General features: G+C 44.2%; 16 protein-coding genes. 7 read left to right on the plus strand and 9 right to left on the minus strand.

Features of this window, described 5'->3' with window-relative positions:
• Positions 1–16: 16 nt before the first annotated feature.
• Complete coding sequence (gene pyk / locus QUB26_RS17755) at positions 17–1,804, minus strand: pyruvate kinase (RefSeq protein WP_333052847.1); 1,788 nt, start codon at positions 1,802–1,804, stop codon at positions 17–19.
• A 455-nt stretch (positions 1,805–2,259) separates the two neighbouring features.
• On the opposite strand from pyk, the gene crtR reads away from it, so the two are divergent.
• Entirely contained in the window at positions 2,260–3,147 is an 888-nt protein-coding gene (crtR, locus tag QUB26_RS17760; protein ID WP_333319045.1) for a beta-carotene hydroxylase, read from the plus strand.
• An 846-nt stretch (positions 3,148–3,993) separates the two neighbouring features.
• On the opposite strand, the gene aroH is transcribed toward crtR, so the two are convergent.
• From aroH to QUB26_RS17775, 3 genes are all read right to left on the minus strand, one after another.
• The gene (aroH, locus tag QUB26_RS17765) at positions 3,994–4,401 is read right to left on the minus strand and encodes a chorismate mutase (protein ID WP_190742920.1); all 408 of its coding nucleotides are present in this window, start codon (positions 4,399–4,401) and stop codon (positions 3,994–3,996) included.
• A 126-nt stretch (positions 4,402–4,527) separates the two neighbouring features.
• Positions 4,528–5,346, minus strand: coding sequence for a signal peptide peptidase SppA (sppA, locus tag QUB26_RS17770; protein WP_333319048.1), 819 nt, complete (start codon positions 5,344–5,346; stop codon positions 4,528–4,530).
• A 39-nt stretch (positions 5,347–5,385) separates the two neighbouring features.
• Positions 5,386–5,625: a hypothetical protein gene (locus QUB26_RS17775; RefSeq protein ID WP_333319050.1), complete on the minus strand. Its 240-nt coding sequence runs from the start codon at positions 5,623–5,625 to the stop codon at positions 5,386–5,388.
• A gap of 201 nt (positions 5,626–5,826) precedes the next feature.
• Between QUB26_RS17775 and QUB26_RS17780 the strand changes: the two genes are divergently transcribed.
• Positions 5,827–6,900, plus strand: coding sequence for a DMT family transporter (locus QUB26_RS17780; RefSeq protein WP_333319052.1), 1,074 nt, complete (start codon positions 5,827–5,829; stop codon positions 6,898–6,900).
• Positions 6,901–6,913: 13 nt separating this feature from the next.
• On the opposite strand, the gene QUB26_RS17785 is transcribed toward QUB26_RS17780, so the two are convergent.
• The 4 genes from QUB26_RS17785 to QUB26_RS17800 are packed head-to-tail and all read right to left on the minus strand — an operon-like array spanning position 6,914 to position 9,529.
• Positions 6,914–7,333: a PIN domain-containing protein gene (locus tag QUB26_RS17785; RefSeq protein ID WP_333319054.1), complete on the minus strand. Its 420-nt coding sequence runs from the start codon at positions 7,331–7,333 to the stop codon at positions 6,914–6,916.
• Positions 7,330–7,629, minus strand: coding sequence for a hypothetical protein (locus QUB26_RS17790; protein WP_333319056.1), 300 nt, complete (start codon positions 7,627–7,629; stop codon positions 7,330–7,332). Before QUB26_RS17790 ends, QUB26_RS17785 begins: the two co-directional genes overlap by 4 nt.
• Positions 7,630–7,680: 51 nt before the next feature.
• Entirely contained in the window at positions 7,681–8,358 is a 678-nt protein-coding gene (locus tag QUB26_RS17795) for a phage tail protein (RefSeq protein ID WP_333319058.1), read from the minus strand.
• Position 8,359: 1 nt separating this feature from the next.
• On the minus strand, positions 8,360–9,529 hold the full coding sequence (locus QUB26_RS17800; protein WP_333319061.1) for an AAA family ATPase: 1,170 nt from the start codon (positions 9,527–9,529) through the stop codon (positions 8,360–8,362).
• A 47-nt stretch (positions 9,530–9,576) separates the two neighbouring features.
• Between QUB26_RS17800 and QUB26_RS17805 the strand changes: the two genes are divergently transcribed.
• The 3 genes from QUB26_RS17805 (at position 9,577) to tcmP (ending at position 15,690) form a co-directional block, all read left to right on the plus strand.
• The gene (locus QUB26_RS17805) at positions 9,577–10,446 is read left to right on the plus strand and encodes a M28 family peptidase (protein ID WP_333319063.1); all 870 of its coding nucleotides are present in this window, start codon (positions 9,577–9,579) and stop codon (positions 10,444–10,446) included.
• Positions 10,447–10,591: 145 nt separating this feature from the next.
• Positions 10,592–14,293 carry a hydantoinase B/oxoprolinase family protein gene (locus QUB26_RS17810; RefSeq protein ID WP_333319065.1) on the plus strand — a complete coding sequence of 1,234 codons (3,702 nt, stop codon included), beginning with the start codon at positions 10,592–10,594 and terminating at the stop codon, positions 14,291–14,293.
• A gap of 101 nt (positions 14,294–14,394) precedes the next feature.
• Positions 14,395–15,690, plus strand: coding sequence for a three-Cys-motif partner protein TcmP (gene tcmP / locus QUB26_RS17815; RefSeq protein ID WP_333319067.1), 1,296 nt, complete (start codon positions 14,395–14,397; stop codon positions 15,688–15,690).
• A gap of 42 nt (positions 15,691–15,732) precedes the next feature.
• Here tcmP and QUB26_RS17820 read toward each other — a convergent pair whose 3' ends face one another.
• Positions 15,733–16,482, minus strand: coding sequence for a phage Gp37/Gp68 family protein (locus QUB26_RS17820; RefSeq protein ID WP_333319068.1), 750 nt, complete (start codon positions 16,480–16,482; stop codon positions 15,733–15,735).
• A gap of 216 nt (positions 16,483–16,698) precedes the next feature.
• Here QUB26_RS17820 and QUB26_RS17825 point away from each other — a divergent pair, with 216 nt between their 5' ends.
• Entirely contained in the window at positions 16,699–17,346 is a 648-nt protein-coding gene (locus QUB26_RS17825) for a sigma-70 family RNA polymerase sigma factor (protein ID WP_333241385.1), read from the plus strand.
• Positions 17,347–17,458: 112 nt separating this feature from the next.
• Positions 17,459–17,779: a 2Fe-2S iron-sulfur cluster-binding protein gene (locus QUB26_RS17830; RefSeq protein WP_333241388.1), complete on the plus strand. Its 321-nt coding sequence runs from the start codon at positions 17,459–17,461 to the stop codon at positions 17,777–17,779.
• Positions 17,780–17,965: the final 186 nt, after the last annotated feature.

Raw genomic sequence — 17,965 nt, forward strand, 5'->3', positions numbered from 1 at the left:
CCTAGCTCACCAACAGTTAAACGGTCACTTCCGTGTCAGTTGAGCCGCCTCTGGCCCCGGAATAAACCAAACCCCGCTGCATATCCAGCGTCAGCATAGTTCCGTCCCGAATTACCCGCGTGGCATTCTTGACGCCCACCATCACCGGCACGCCCAAGCGCAAACCGATAATCGCGGCGTGAGAAGTCAAACTGTCCTCCTCCGTCACTACACCTGCGGCTTTCCGAATCATCTCGACAAAAGCAACACTTGTGTGTTCCACTACCAAAATTTCTCCAGCGTGGAAATTGCCTACATCGGCAGCAGTGCGAGCAACCCTGGCCATGCCACTCACCGATCCCAAACCGACACCGGTGCCTTTGCCTAGAACTGCTGTCACTACTTCAACTTTGATCAAATCCGTCGATCCGGCAACCCCTTGCAGAGTACCGGCGGTCATTACCACTAAATCTCCGTCGGAGACTAACTCTTTTTCCTGGGCGACTGTCATGGCAGAGTGAAATGTCTGGCCTGTGGAGGGCAAATCCAACACCAGCAAGGGTTTGACTCCCCATACTAATTGCAGTTGTCGGGCTACGTCTACGTGAGGAGTAACTGCCAAAATCGGAGTTTTGGGTCGGAACTTCGAGACATTGCGGGCTGTGGCGCCGGTTTTGGTCAGCGTCATGATGGCGGCCGCGTTCAATTGTTCGGAGATTTGGCTGACTGCTTGACTGATGCCGTTGGGGATCGATCGACCAATATCTTCTACATTCCTAATATTCCGCTTAATTCCTTCCCTCTCCATCCGCACCGCAATTCTCGCCATCGTCGCCACCGCTTCGACGGGGAACTTGCCGACAGCAGTTTCATTCGAGAGCATCACTGCATCAGTTCCGTCAAGAATCGCGTTGGCCACGTCGGAAATCTCGGCGCGGGTGGGACGGGGATTGTTGACCATGCTGTCGAGCATCTGGGTAGCGGTAATTACCGGAATGCCTAGGCGGTTGGAGGTAGCAATCAGCCGCTTTTGCAAAATCGGCACGTCTTCGGCGGGTAGTTCTACTCCCAAATCGCCGCGGGCGACCATCACGCCGTTGCAAAGGGTGAGAATTTCCTCCATTTGTTCGATCGCCTCGTGCTTTTCGATCTTGGCAATCACCGGTACTTGCTTGCCCGCACTGGCAATCAGTTCTTTAATTTCGAGCACATCTTGGGGATTCCGCACAAAGCTCAGGGCCACCCAATCGACACCTTGGTCGAGGCCGAACATTAAATCTTTGCGGTCTTTATCAGTCAGCGCTTTAATTGAGAGGTAAACTCCCGGAAAATTCACCCCTTTGTTGTTGGAAAGCGGCCCGCCGACTACGACGCGGCAGTACAATTCCCGCGCCGCGCGGTCTACTTTTTCGACCAGCATTTCCACTTTCCCGTCGTCAAGCAGAATTACTGAACCCTCTGGAACTTCGTCTGCTAGGGGGTCGTAGGTGACGGAAGAAATGAGTTCGGTGCCTGGAACTTGGCGACTGGTGAGAATGAAAGGATCGCCGTTTTTGACAACTATAGAGCCTGTCTCAAAGCGCCCTAAACGAATTTTCGGGCCTTGGAGGTCTTGGAGGATGGCAACCGGCTGGTTGAGTTCAAAGGAGGTTTGCCGGATTAAGCGAATGCTGCGCTGGTGGTCTTCTTCTGTTCCGTGGGAAAAGTTAAGTCGCAAAGTTGTGGCACCGGCTTCTATGAGCTGACGCAGCACTTGTGGGTCCGAAGTTGCTGGGCCAATGGTGGCGACGATTTTAGTCCGGCGTAGGGCTTTTGGCAATTGCATCAGCGGTGTTCTGGGGAGGCGGGTGGATTTCTTGTTTAAATTTCGGCTAACGTTTCATTTTTGCGCTACAAGCAATGACGCTAGTCTCAACTCTTAAAAATTTTGATAGTCGTCAAAAAAGTAGGTATTGAACAATATATAGAATATCTGACTTTTTACCGATCGGTAATTTTTTCTTCGAGAGCGCTCTTTTTTGCAAATTTTTCCGCTCTCAGGCTTGACATAAATACAGAGATACCCATTTATTTTGTTTGGTCTGCTGAGCTCTTGTGGCTACTCTAGCACTGGTATCCTTGTACAACAGCAATACTTTTTTGCTTGTGCAGACGTTTGTGTCTGGCGATCGAACTCTGTTCTTTCGTGCCTTAAGGCCGAGGTTCCTGACAAAACTTTACTATTGTCAGGCTTGTATCTTATACTACGCAAGTGTGAAATATTAAGGAGTCTTAACAAAGATGTCGGAGGCAGGACGGCCGCTGACAGTGCCGAAAGAGTTTCTGAGTCCTCCCGGTGACTTCAATCCGACACTGCTGCTGTTTTTGAGTGCAGTAGTGATTATCGTGATTTCTAACTTGGGTTTCTGGTGTTGGGGATGGCCGCAGTGGTGCTGTTTTACGCTGAACGTGTTGGCGTTGCACATGGCTGGAACTGTGATTCACGATGCGTCTCATAATGCAGCCCATCGCGATCGCACAGTTAATGCTATTTTGGGACACGGTAGCGCGCTGATGTTGGGTTTTGCTTTCCCGGTGTTTACGCGGGTACATATGCAGCATCACGCCCACGTTAATGACCCAGATAACGATCCAGACCATTATGTTTCGACCGGCGGGCCTTTGTGGTTGATTGCTGCGAGGTTTTTTTACCACGAGATTTTCTTTTTTAAGCGCAAACTGTGGCGGAAATACGAACTCTTGGAATGGTTTCTCAGCCGTTTGTTTGTCGTAGCGGTGGTGTATATTGCCATTCAGTACGACCATTTAGGTTACGTGCTGAATTTTTGGTTTTCTCCGGCTTTGGTGGTGGGGTTGGCGTTGGGGTTATTTTTTGATTATTTGCCGCACCGTCCGTTTCACGAGCGCGATCGCTGGAAAAATGCCAGAGTATATCCTAGTCCTATTCTAAATATCTTGATTTTGGGGCAGAATTATCATCTGATTCATCACTTGTGGCCTTCCATTCCTTGGTACAATTACAAGCCTGCTTATGAGGCTGTCAAGCCGCTGTTGGATGAGAAAGGTTCCCCTCAAACTTTGGGAATATTGGAAGGGAAAAAGGACTTTTGGAGTTTTATATATGACATCTTTTTAGGGATTAGGCTGCATCACAAAAAAAGCGTCTGATTGACAAAAAACCCGGCTTCTCAAAGAAACCGGGTTTTTTTTCTAATAAAAGCTTTTAAGCATATATCCCCAGGGCAGGTTTTGTCCTGTATCAAGTCCCGTCGTAAAAAATAAACCCACCTGTAATGGTGAGTTAACTTGTGAACAAACCTGACGGTCAACTGAGTACAGTTAGACCGGAGGCTTCTTTTTCCTTTTTTTCAAAGGCTTTTTATAGTGAGGTAGTTCCACCCCCACTTGCCAATATAGTATCAGAGTATTTCCAGATTATCAAGGGATATACAGAAATAATTGTCGGTTTCCGTACCTACACCCGACGAGCCTTTCATCACGCTCGGTAATTCCCAACGGGGTACTTCGCGCAGCGCTCAGATTAATCCCCTTTAAATATACCGAGGGACTTCCCGGCTGGTAGTTAAATCAAGCCCAAATTGATACTCCCCAGGGCTTCAGCCCTGGGGATTCTTGAATGAATCCGAAAACTCAAGGAAGGCGTTATCAAAGCACCTCTATACGCTCAAAACAACTACCAGTACAAAGGGTATTGCAATTGCGCTTACTTTTGTTTTACTTTCGGAGTCCATCACAACGCCAGATAGGTACGCTCCATGTTCACCATTACTTGTTTACCCAGGCAGGGCGTCATGCCGAGACGAGATAACGAGCGGGGTTTCTCCTTAATAAAACACTTCTTCACGTAGATGGTTGTTCTTACTTGCAATTTAATTCTAATACAACCTTTCAATCGCTTGTGTAAAGAAATATTGAAGGCGGTTGAAACCGCAGCCGACTTCCTCCCCGTGTCTAAAGCCAGGGGCACGCCGGGCTCGTTTTTCGGTGAATCTATTATTTTTCCCCAGCCACCGCCACCGCTAAATTCCTATCGGGGCGCAAATTTTGAGCTCCCCGCAAATAAGGATGATAAATTTCAGTATGTGCCGGCCAATTGACGTGAATTAAAAACCGAATGCAGCGTTCCAAAGCACCCTCAACGTGCATTTGCTGTACGTCCAACAAAGGAACATTACACCAGTGAGGACGTTCGCGGGCGATCGCAGCCGGAAACACAGCATCTAAATCGCGAGTAGCAGAAAACGTAGCACTAATAATTAAATCTGGATTTATATCATTTTTTGCTTCTAATTCATCTAATAATTCTCTCACCGCTTCTCGAATTGCTGCCACCGAATTCTCGCTAGCAGTAGTTGCCCCACGAATCCCCCGCACTTGCCACTCCACGCAAATTTCCTCCATATTTTTGTTATTAGTCAGTTGCTAGTAGTCAGTTGCTAGTAGTCAGTTGCTAGTTACAATTACCCATTAGTAATTACCAATTACCACTGTCAACTGACTACTGCCAACTGCCAACTGACTATTTAATCACGGGCGATACATCCACAGCGGCAAACCGCTAGTAGAAAGCTCGAATTCCAGCAAATTCTTGTAAGCTGAAAGCCCGGATATATCCAGACTACTCCCCAAGACACGATTTAGGAAAGGTTTTTGTTTTTCTAGCGTGCAAGACTCGGTTTTTTCCGGGTCGAGGCCTGCGAGTTCGGCGGCAAGGCGGCGAGCGTCCTCTTCTGTTCCCAGTCGATCGACCAAACCCAATTCTAAGGCTTGCTGGCCGGTAAAAACCCGACCATCGGCAAAACTTTTCACTTTCTCAACAGGCAATTTCCGGGCTTCAGCAACGGTTTCCACGAATTGCTGGTAGCTGGTGTCGATCAAGTCTTGCAGAATTTGCTGTTCAGGATCTGTCAATTCGCGATCGAATGCCAAGATATCTTTATACGGCCCCGATTTAATCACCTGAAAAGAAACGCCTACTTTTTCTAACAGCCGTTCTAAATTGTTACCCCGGATAATCACGCCAATGCTGCCAGTAATTGTACCCGGATTAGCAACGATATGCTCGGCTCCCATGCCGATGTAAACTCCGCCAGAAGCTGAAATATTGCCGAAACTGGCAACAATTTTGACTTTTTCGCGCAAACGCTTGAGTGCGCTGTAAATTTCCTGGGAATCGCCGACAGTGCCGCCGGGGCTGTCTATCCGCAGCAGCAAGGCGGGAAATTTGCGTTCTTCAACGGTTTTGAGAGCTTCTAGCACTCGTTTACGGGTTTCTCCGGCAATGGCTCCGGTGATTTCGATACGGGCGATTTGTTTGCGGTAGCGGGGCTTGAATGGCCAAATCATGGGCAGTTTACAGGCAAGGTGAAATTTTGTAGCTAACTTCTAGTGTGCCTTATTCATCGGGTTAGATGTTGTGCCTGTGTTCGCAACAGGCAAGATGCCTGTTGCACAAGAAATTGCTTGATTGTGGAACAGGCATCTTGCCTGTTCCAGATTGGCGGCAACAGGCAAGATGCCTGTTGCACAAGAAATTGCTTGATTGTGGAACAGGCATCTTGCCTGTTCCAGATTGGCGGCAACAGGCAAGATGCCTGTTGCACCTTGATTTTGTGGAACAGGCATCTTGCCTGTTCATCATGGTGGCAACAGGCAAGATGCCTGTTCCACCTTGATTTTGTGGAACAGGCATCTTGCCTGTTCATAATGACCGAGATTTGTGCGATCGCACTTAACCCAACACCAATATATAATTGTAAAAATTGCTTAACAAAACTACATCATCCCCACGAGAATCAATCTCATCAATTATTTGGAGTCTCCCCCATGCAGTTAAAACTTACCGATTCAAAATTGCCTTTTGCCCCGCTGTTGCTAATTGCGCCGTTTTTCCTGTGGGGAACCGCGATGGTAGCGATGAAGGGGGTGATGCCGCACACAACGCCGCTGTTTGTGGCATTCGTGCGTTTAGTACCTGCGGGGGTGTTGGTGCTGCTGGCGGCGGCATTCATGGGAAAACCGCAGCCGCAGGGTTGGAAAGCTTGGCTGTGGATTTCGCTGTTTGCTTTGGTTGACGCTACTTTGTTTCAAGGCTTTTTAGCCGAAGGTTTGGCGAGAACCGGTGCCGGCTTAGGTTCGGTGATGATTGATTCTCAACCGCTAGCAGTGGCGATTTTATGTTTGTGGCTGTTTCAAGAAAAAATAGGTTTTTGGGGCTGGTTAGGATTAGTTATTGGCGTTGCGGGCATCAGTTTAATTGGGTTGCCCGATGGCTGGATTGTGGGGCTTTTTCATCCTGAAAACAGGGAGGTTTCTGCGGGTATCGAACAGTTGTTTCAGGGTGGAGAATGGTTGATGCTGTTGGCTGCTTTGTCGATGGCTGTGGGTACGGTTTTGGTGCGCTGGGTTTGCCGTTATGTTGACCCGGTGGTGGCGACTGGTTGGCACATGATTTTGGGCGGTTTGCCGCTGTTGGCAATTTCGGCTGCAACTGAGTCTGAACAGTTTGTGAATATCGATTTTTCGGGCTGGATGGCGTTAGGTTATTCTACTGTTTTCGGAAGTGCGATCGCCTACGGTTTATTCTTTTATTTTGCTTCAAGTGGCAGTTTAACAAGTTTGAGTTCTTTAACTTTTTTAACGCCTGTATTTGCTTTGCTGTTCGGCAATTTGTTCTTGGGCGAAGTGCTCAATCCGCTGCAATCGATGGGGGTTGGGCTGACTTTGGTTAGTATTTATTTGATTAACCAGCGGGATACTTTGGGTGAAAAGTTGCGAAAAGTGCGGCACGGTGAAGCGAGTGCAGAAGTTGAAGCAACAGGATTGTTAGAGTCGTCTGAGTTGAATTCTGTAGAATTACCCGTGCAGTTGCGGGTTAGCGAATTGGAATCAGAAGTTTAGCGCTTTGAGAAATTTAGGGAGAATCAGTTAATTCAATAATTAACTGATTTGGAGTTAAAATCCTAGGAGTATTAACCGGAAAATCTCGCGGGTTGCGGGTGACAATGACATCAATTAGATTGATTACAGCAGTGCTGTACTGAATCGCATCTTCAAAATCCTTAAATTTGCAAGTTAATGCAATTGAAATAACAGAGTTATCTACTGTTGCTACTTGACAAAATGTGGCTAGCTGCCGCAAAAAATCCAGCGTCCAATCGCGGCCTCTGTCTCTGCGGATAATATAGTAAAGGTCGCTAAAAGTTGAGGCTGAAATATAGCCTTGAATTTGTGCTTCTTCAACAAAAGTTAAAATGCGATCGCTCTCAGCAAAGAAAGGTTCTCGTTCGAGCGCAACATCTACTATTATATTGGTGTCTATCAGGATTTTCACAAGTTATGTTTTTCCTTTAAATATTCCCATTTTGCTTGTTTGTCTGGATCGTCAAAATCCAGCGGTTCCGGTACAGTATCTCGATCGAATAAACCTTGAAATGCCTTCACGTTAGTTTTAAACTTTTTTTTAGGTGCTTCAGGCGCGATCGCATTTTCTGACGCACTGGCTTGTTTAACCGTATCAGGTAGCTGCAAGACGATGATTTCTACATCTCCCGGCGGCATATTCACAGGTTCCACAACTACCAAGTTGCCAGTTGCATCGATTTTACCTCTAAGTTTGTATGCTTGCATGGTAATCTCCGATAACTATGTTTCTATTATATGACATAATAACTTGCTTCCTTACCAATCCTCTTCATCACCACTCTTAATGCCTCTGCTTTGAATCTCTTCTAGAAAAGTTTTTAAACTGGGATTTTCTGCGTAATGCTTCATCAAAACTTTATGCTTGCGATATTGTTCTGAAATTACTCGATAATATTCAGGATTTTTAGCATTAGCGTCGATCGTAAACTTGTGTTTTTTCGGAAGTTCCAGATTTAAAGTATCGAGACAGTTCTTAAATTTAGATTTTTTCTTTTGGTCGGTATAATACAGTGGAAGCAACCAACACTCAATAGAATGTACGGAGATTGCAAATATAATTTTTTGTTGATATTTGCTGTAAAAAATATCGCCGATCGCACCCCTAAACTTTTCAATAACTTTTTCAATTAACTGCTGAGGAGTAAATTCACCGTTTTCATCTTGCTTGGGGATATTATAATCTTCTGAAACATCCGTATCTATTTGGATAATGATATAGTCAATAAATTGCAATGCTTCTTGAAAATCTCTTGACTTACAATAATCAAAAACTAGAGTCCAGCCGCCGTATGTGGATTTATTCTCATTGTCTTTATCTCTTTCTGGTTGAAGTTGTCTGATATCTAAATCTGGACTATTGAAATATCCAGCTAAAATATTTTCAATAACAATCTGGTCAGTAAGTCCCTCTGTAATCAATCCAAAACTAATCATATTAAAAATTTTTAGGAAGTCCGCCGATATAGCCCCTCAAAAACGCCTCTGATAATTTCACAGGTTCTTGTCCCTCCAAAGGTTTAGGTTTGAGAATGCGTCTAGCTTTAGTGTAACCTAATTGATTGCGGGAAATCACAAACAGTCGCTGTTCGTCATCATCTAAATCCAAGCCGTCCAAAACTGCCGGGTTGTGAGTTGTAAAAATGACTTGTTTGTCGTGTTTTTTGGCTAATTCGACTAATTCTTGCATTAATCGGCGGCACAATCTGGGATTGAGAGAAGCATCAATGTTATCTATTGCGAAAAATTTAGGTGTGAGTTCACTTACGAACAAGGTAAAGTAAAAGAGTAAAAACAAAAAGCCTTCATTCGAGCTTCTTTGGTCGAAATAACTTAAATCAGTATCTAAGTACCTATCTTGGATTTGGATAGAAGTTTGCATTGCTGCTAAATTCTGAGAAACTTCAAAATCTTTAAACCAATCTATCAATCGCAGATTTTCTTTGATTTGATTGAGTTTATCTGGGTTTTTGTCTGCACTCAAGACATTTATAAGTTTAAATAAGCCTTCGCCATTAATGCCTAACGGTTGAATTTGCCCTTCTTTTTCAAAAGTTCGTAACGCGGGATTTTCAGGAGAGTAAATTACAAATTGATTTAAAAAAAGTATTTCAATAAATGATTTTGCATCCTTTTTAAGGCTTAAAAAAAAATCTTCGGAAAGCTCCGTTTTTTCTTCTAAAATAGATATTAATTTGTTTCGACCGCCATATTTTTGAACCACCTGATTAACAGCATTCTTGAGAGAGGTTTCAGTATTACCCAAAAAGGTTTTACTAAGCCACTGAGAATAGGGAGAATTATCATTTTCTAAAATACAACTGAATGGTTGTCCTTCATTCCCTCTTAACTCAATTTTGATATCTTTAATCAAATTGTCAATTTCAAAGGCCGATCGCATTAATTGAGGTTCTGTCACTCTGATGCCCCGAGAAGCTAAAAACTCGTTATCCAGCTTGTCATCAGCCGCAGCAGAAGCAAGGGCGATCGCCTCTAGGATATTACTCTTTCCGCAGCCATTTTCACCGATCAATACAGTTACTCGTCCTAATTCTAGCTTCAGCTTTTGAATGGACTTATAATTTTCGATTCTGACTTCTCCAATCATAATTCAATCCCATATAATCTTAATGTACTCATTGTATCTCCGATCGCATGAATCTCAAAGAACGCTTGCACAGCCATCTGATTCAAATTGTACGCGATCGCAACCCATACCTCGCATCCGAAGGGCATTTTTATGCCCAGCAATACATCCGCGAACAGTTGGCACAGTGGGGAACTGTAGAAATTGACGATTTTTCCGTGCGCGGCCGAATTCATCACAATTTGATTTTGGATTTACCCCCCCTCAGTCCCCCCCTTGCTAAGGGGGGGAAGCAAGAAAAGAAGCAAGAAAAGCCGATCGTAATTGGTGCTCATTACGATACTGTACCCGGATCGCCTGGGGCCGATGATAATGCTACTGGTGTTGCTGTTTTGCTGGAACTCGCAAGGGATATCGCATCTGGGCCGCTCAAATATCCAGTGCAATTAGTCGCCTTTGATATGGAAGAATACGGTTATTTGGGAAGCAGTCATCATGCAGCTAAATACAAGCAACAGCAAAAGTCAATCCGCTTAATGATTTCTTTGGAAATGTTGGGCTATTGCAACCATAATCCTAATTCTCAAAGCTATCCCGCTGGATTGAAATATTTTTATCCAAAGAGTGGCAATTTTATTGCTTTAATTGGCACTTTGCGGACGGTTCCCGATTTGGTTAATTTGAGTGGCAAAATTCGCAAATCTGGTCAGCCCTGCGAGTGGCTACCTGTGCCGAATCGAGGTTTAATTGTGCCGGATACTCGCCGCAGCGATCATGTTCCTTTTTGGGATAATGGTTATCCGGCTATTATGGTGACTGATACTGCTAATATGCGAAACCCGCATTATCATCGAGAAAGCGATAGGATTGAGACTTTGGATTTGGATTTTCTGGCGGGTGTTTGTCAGGGGTTAGTCAAGGGCATCCGACATCTATAATTAACACGATCGAGCGCCTGCTAGTTTGATTGACCAGAAATTATGACTTTTATGACCCGAAGTTATGAGTTTTATGAATTGACTCGAACAGAAGTTTGTTGAATACTTGTAAATTAATCAAGCAAAAATTTCAAAAAAAAGAGATATGAATCCTACTTCTCCCGATCGCACTCGCTGGCAATTTTGGATCGATCGCGGTGGCACTTTTACCGATATTGTCGCCAACAGCCCCGACGGTAAATTAGTCATTCACAAGCTGCTATCGGAAAACCCAGAACGCTACACCGACGCAGCAGTGCAAGGAATTCGCGACATCTTAGGAATTGCCGCAGATGTTCCTATACCCGCTGCACAAATTGAAGCGATTAAAATGGGGACGACGGTGGCGACAAATGCTTTGCTGGAACGAAAGGGCGATCGCACAATTCTGTTAATTACTAAAGGTTTCGGCGATGCGCTGAGAATTGGCTATCAAAACCGCCCGAATATTTTCGCGCGTCACATTGTTTTGCCCCAGATGCTGTACGATCGAGTTATTGAAGTTGCGGAACGCTACAGCGCCCAAGGTGAGGAGTTAACTGCTGTAAATCCCGAGTTTATCCCGTGTTTGCAGCAAGCATACGAGGAGGGAATTCGCAGTTGTGCGATCGTATTCATGCACGGCTACCGCTACTCGGAACATGAAAAACAAGTTGCTAAAATAGCGAAAGAAATTGGCTTTACTCAAATTTCAGTATCTCACGAAGTTAGCCCGCTGATGAAATTAGTTTCGCGGGGAGATACTGCGGTTGTCGATGCTTATTTATCTCCGATTTTACGGCGTTATGTCGAACAAGTAACCAGTCAATTATCTGTAGGGGCGGTGCCCCCGTGCCCGCCCTCCTCCTCCTCCCCGTGCCCGTCCCCTAAATTAATGTTTATGCAATCGAACGGCGGCTTAGTGGACGCCGCACAATTTCAAGGAAAAAACAGTATTTTATCCGGGCCTGCTGGGGGAATTGTGGGTGCAGTTCAAACGAGCAAAAAGGCAGGTTTTGAGAAAATTATTACCTTTGATATGGGCGGAACTTCCACAGATGTTGCCCATTTTAACGGCGAATACGAACGCGAATTTGAGACGGAAATTGCTGGGGTGAGATTACGATCGCCCGTGATGGCAATTCACACTGTAGCAGCCGGCGGCGGTTCAATTGTCTTTTTTGACGGGGCTCGCTACCGCGTCGGGCCGGAGTCTGCAGGGGCCAATCCTGGGCCGGCTTGCTATCGCAAAGGCGGCCCCTTGACGGTGACTGATTGCAATGTGATGTTGGGGAAAATTCAACCGGATTTTTTCCCTAAAGTATTTGGATTGAATGGAGATTTGCCGATCGCCCCTGACGTAGTAAACCAAAAATTCGGGCAATTAGCGGGGGAAATTGGGGGCGAGAGGACGGCGGAACAGGTGGCGGAGGGTTTTTTGGCGATCGCCGTGGAAAAGATGGCAAATGCTGTCAAAAAAATCTCGCTTCAGCGCGGTTACGATGTTTCGGAGTATACATTGTGCTGTTTCGGCGGTGCGGGCGGCCAACACGCTTGTGCGATCGCCGATAGTTTGGGGATGAAACGGGTGTTTATTCACCCTTATGCGGGTGTGTTGTCGGCTTACGGTATGGGTTTGGCTGATGTGCGGGCTATTCGCGAAAGGGCGATCGAGCAACAATTAAATGGAGAATTATTACCTGATTTACATTATATTTTAACAGAATTGGAGGCTGAGGGCAAGAGGGAATTGAACCGCAGAGGCGCAGAGAACACAGAGAATGAGTCAGAGGTTTTAGTTGTTAGCAAGTTGCGCTTAAAATATCAGGGAAGTGACTCGGTTTTGGCGGTCAATTTTGCTGACAATATTGAGGTAATGCAGGCTGAATTTGAAGCGGCACACCGACAGCGTTACAGTTTTATTATGCCAGAAAAACCGCTGATTGTGGAAGCGGTTTCCGTGGAAGTTGTAGAAAGAATGAATGTCCAGGAAGCATCCACAAATTCCCCCTCTGGTGGCACGGGCATCTTGCCTGTGCAACCAATTTCAACCGTGCAAATGTATGTTGCTGGCGGGTGGCGGGAAACGCCTGTTTATCAGAGAGACGATTTGCGATCGCACGACTGCATTAGCGGCCCTGCTATGATTGTTGAGGCAACGGGAACCAATATCATAGAACCGGGCTGGGAAGCGGAAATAACCGAAAATAACGATCTAATTTTGAACCGCAGATGCACGCAGATGGAGACAGATAATATCGGCGTTCATTCGCGTTTATCTGCGGCTAAATCCGATCCGGTTTTGCTGGAAATTTTTAATAACTTGTTTCGGGCGATCGCGGAACAAATGGGCGTCACATTGCAAAACACAAGTTCCTCAGTCAACATCAAGGAACGTCTCGACTTTTCCTGTGCAATTTTCGACAAAAAGGGGCAATTAGTTGCCAACGCGCCACACATTCCCGTACATCTCGGCTCGATGAGCGAAAGCGTTGAAGCTTTAATTTTAGCACAAAGCAATGCGATTCAACCGGGCGATGTTTATGTTTCTAACAATCCCTACAACGGCGGCACGCATTTACCAGATATCACCGTTATTACTCCAGTATTTGCTCATGATTCCTCCCTTCCTTTGTTTTATGTTGCCTCGCGGGGACACCACGCCGACATCGGCGGCATTACTCCCGGTTCCATGCCTCCCAACAGTACAACAGTAACCGAAGAAGGTGTATTGCTTGACAATTTCCTGTTAGTAAGCGAGGGCAATTTTCGAGAACAAGAATTACTACAACTTCTGACAGCGGGGAATTTTCCGGTTCGCAATTCTGCTCAAAATATAGCCGATTTGCAAGCACAAATTGCTGCTAACAAGCGCGGCGCAGAAGAGCTGATCAAGATGGTAGAACATTATGGATTAGAGACTGTGCAAGCTTATATGGGCTTCGTACAAGACAATGCTGAGGAGTCGGTACGCAGGGTAATTGATGTTTTGCAAGATGGCGAGTTTACTTATCCGATGGATAGCGGCGGACAAATTAAGGTAGCGATTACAATTGACAAATCTGCGCGCAGTGCAAAAATAGATTTTACTGGCACTTCTGCTCAACAAACCAACAATTTTAATGCTCCCGCAGCCGTGTGCAAAGCCGCTGTTTTGTATGTTTTCCGCACCTTGGTAGATGACGATATTCCTCTAAATGCGGGCTGTTTGAAACCTCTCGAAATCATCAATCCCGAAGGCTGTATGCTGAATCCTCGCTATCCAGCGGCGGTGGTTGCCGGAAATGTAGAAACATCGCAAAATATTACCGATGCTTTGTATTGTGCGTTGGGAGTGATGGCGGCTTCTCAGGGAACTATGAATAATTTTACCTTTGGAAATCAGCGCTATCAATATTATGAAACTATTTGCGGCGGTTCTGGTGCTGGTGCAGATTTTGATGGTACGGATGCGGTTCAAACTCACATGACTAATTCGCGTTTAACCGATCCAGAAGTATTAGAATGGCGGTTTCCGGTGTTGTTAGAAAGTTTTGCAATTCGGGCTAATAGTGGGGGGAATGGATCTCATCGCGGCGGTAATGGAGTGGTGCGGCGAGTACGGTTTCGGGAGGCGATGACGGCGGGAATTTTATCGGGGCGGCGGGTGATTTCTCCCTACGGTTTGAATGGGGGGGAAGCGGGAAAAGTTGGGCGGAATTATGTTGAGAGATTTGATGGAAATGTTGAGGAGTTGGGAAGTACGGCGAGTGTGGAAATGCGATCGGGGGATGTGTTTGTCATTGAGACTCCTGGTGGCGGCGGTTATTGTGGTTGCAGGGAAAGTTAAAAGAGGATTACATTTTTTAATGTTAACAGATCTCTTTTTTATGCTAGACTTGGTTTACCAAATAAATTTAAACACAATCTATAATACCGCTGGTGTAAAAAATGGAAGGCGATCAACTATCTCTACCTTTATTTTCAGAAGAACCAAATAACTCAGAAAATTACTTTACTCGAAAACGGTCATGGTCAGCATCGAAACATCGGATACTGCTAAGGTATATTCAGTCTTATTGTTACACTCTCGGTGGTAACGAAAATTATCAATCAGAGCATCTAAATTATGTCGATGGGTTTGCAGGAATAGGAAAATATACAGAAGGAAGAGGAATTGAAGACTTTGTAAATACTTCAAAATTTTGGTCAAAATATAAACATGAGTTTGACAATACTGATGGTTCACCATTAATAGCTCTAAAATGTGCGAAACTATTCAAACAAGAAAATCGTGTAAATTTAAGATGTTTTTTTATAGAATCTAAGCCTAATTTCAATAAAAAGCTTCATCAGAATTGTGAATCTGTAGCTGAAAAATTGTCATATAAAATATATAAGCCTCAAACATTTGAAATTGCTTTTCCTGAGCTAAGGAAAGACTTAGAAAATTATCCTACATTATTTTTTCTTGATGCTTTTGCTGTTAAAGGAATGAGTTTCGATAATATATGCAATATAGGAAATCATGTAAGCCAGCATAAGGGCGAGCTATTTTTATTGTTTCACAATATACAAGTAGCTCGTCATGCTGGGCATTATAAAACTACTTATGCTGATTCTGAAAAACAAAAAACTGCCGAGAGTTATATGAAAAATTTGACTAAGCTTCTAGGTGTTAATTCTGATATACAGTGGAAACCAAAGTGGCTGGAACTAAAAAATGAGCCTCAAAAATTTGAAAGGTGGGCGCTGGAATACTTAAAAGAAAGAATGAGAAAAGAAGGCGGTTTTAGAGGTGTAACTAGCTTTGAAATTAAGGAGACTTATAATGATGTCAGACCTCAATACAGTATTGTAGTCGGCAGCAATCATCCTGAAAAAGCATTTGGTCATTTTCTGAATGATTTTGTTTGTGATGAAGATAAATTATTATTTTTTCAAGATAATTATCAAGGAATTGAAAAATTTCTTGATAAAGAATGGGAAGCCGAACAGAAAAGACGCATCGCTATAATTAAAACACAATCTATCCAAATCTTGCGTGAAATCAAATCTGAATGGAAATCTTTTGAAGATGTAATTACTCATATTATTTTAAAATTGAATGATTTGGGTTGTTTAAAAAGAACTCAGCATTACAACGATATTCTCGGTTCACTGTATCAAGAAGGGATGTTAGAGATACAAAAACCTGGTTCTAAAAAGCCTTACACACTAAATAGTTTGCTAAAAATAGTAGAATAATATGATTATTAAATTTTAGTTGTAATAATTTAGCCTCTGTTACTAGCATTTATTTATCTTCGAGCACCGAAGCAATTTTTGTCTCTGTTTATTCTCAGCTTTTGGCATCTCATCCCAAATTTTATCATCGAGAAGTCTCCCAGCAGCTTTAGGTGTTCTACCTCCCCATTGCTTGAAGAAAAACGCTACTTCAGCATCCTGACACTGATCCCGAATACTTTGTGCCCATTCTGCTTGCATTGGACGGTGTTTTTGTCCCGACTCTCCACCAACTATTACCCAGTGAATTCCGGTTAAATCAAGCTGTAACGACCCTAAAAGTGGTTCACAGGATAAAAAGCGTACCTTTGCATTGACTTGTCGCAAAGAATCCACACGATGAACATAATTTTGATTTTCAACAGACACGCCCATCCAAATATTATCAGACCATTCAAGTTGAGGGGCTAACTCTACTAAACGTTTATCTCGCTTGGTAAGGATTTGATAAATGTGGTGAGGAGTTTCACGCATTACATCAAAGACTTGTTTCAAAAACTCAAGAGAAACATCTTCATGGAACAAATCGCTCATTGAATTAACAAAGATGCGACTAGGCTTTCGCCAACCCCTAGGTTCGTTCAAACGCTTTGGGTGTTCTGTTAAAGTAAACCCATTAGGGAAATTAGTATGAAACCGTTTTGTTAATGCTTCAGCATAACAATGTGTACAACCAGGACTGACTTTATCGCAGCCAGTTGTTGGATTCCATGTTCTGTCGGTCCATTCGATACCAGTATTAATGCTAGACATACCAATAATTTACCATTTAAACAACATTTGTAGGTGACGGTGAACAAATAAGATTAGCTCTACTAATTGAGGTTGATTCAGCCTCACCTACAACTTAATTATATAATTTATTGACTGAAATATCAACATATTTTTTAAGCACTTGCATCAAATGTATATCGTGTTGTAGAATCGGGCTGCACCCGCATTTATTCCCACAACCTTTCCAGAACAATTGTGCAAACACCTAATTTTTCCGAATTCAACCATCCTGTGGTCAAATCCCTGTTCCATCACAGCGACCAGGAATTATTGACTCTGTTTCAAAACCATCCCGATCAGGGTCGCTTCTTCACGGCGATTTTTTGTCGCTATGCTCAAATTGTACACTCCCTGATTCGCCATTCCGTACGATCGCCCGTACAAGGCGATTACCTGTTTGCCCACACTTGGCTGCACATCTATCACGAACTGCGAGGCCTCGATTTGCGCCGCGAAATCCAAGAGTCTGATGGCGAAAATCTCAGTCTCCAAAACTGGCTGATTAATGTCACGGCTATCTGCATCAATCAAGCCGAATTGCCCCCTGTTGAGTCGATTCACTATTCTTTGCAATCGGCTTCGCCTCCCCTCTGGTGTTACGTCAAACAAGCCTTAGAATTGTTAGCGCCCCTGCCGCGTTTAGTGGTGTTGATGGCTCAGACTTTCCGCTGGAGCGAAACTCGAATTGCAGCTTATTTGCAAGCAGAAGGCGAAGCTATTTCGCCGGCTCAGGTAAAGGCTTTGCTGCAAAAAGGATATCAAACTTTAGAATCAAATTTGCCGGAGGATATTCGGGCTATTTATCTAGATGAAAATCTCGATTATCAAGAAGCGCTTGTCTAGATATACACGATATAAATCCGCCCTTTCGAGTTGTACGGGCGGGTTTTACCCGAAATATTTGGTAGGACTAACAGCATCGTAAACCCGCCCTTTCGCGAGGAATAAGGAAAAAATGGCAGTTTATCAAGTTCGGTTGGTGAATGAGGCGATCGCGCTCGATCGCACGATCGCAGTACCAGACGACCAGTATATCTTAGATATGGCAGAAGATGCCGGCATCCGCTTGCCGAATGGATGCAAGCAAGGAGAGTGTTCTGCTTGCGTTGTCAAACTGCTGAGCGGTGAAATCGACCAAAGCGAACAAAAGTTTTTGAAGCCCTCAGAATTGCAAGCTGGCTACGCTGTTACTTGTGTGGCTTACCCGCTTTCTGACTGCACTTTGTTAACCCATCAAGAACAAGTTTTATATCAAGCCGCCCTTTACTTTAAGTAATATAAAATCAGTTTTTTACCATCTTTTATTCTAGCCTCGCTGGGCGCGAAATTTCTTTGTAGAAGAGCGAATTATATTCGCCAGTCATATTATGTCCGGTCGATTACCCATAAGGATCGCGAATTAAATAACTTACAATTTTAATTGTTATTGTGGGATGGGCGTCCCGCCCGTCCTTTTTGGACG

The organism is Microcoleus sp. B4-C1 (assembly GCF_036705285.1).
Taxonomy (GTDB): domain Bacteria; phylum Cyanobacteriota; class Cyanobacteriia; order Cyanobacteriales; family Microcoleaceae; genus Microcoleus.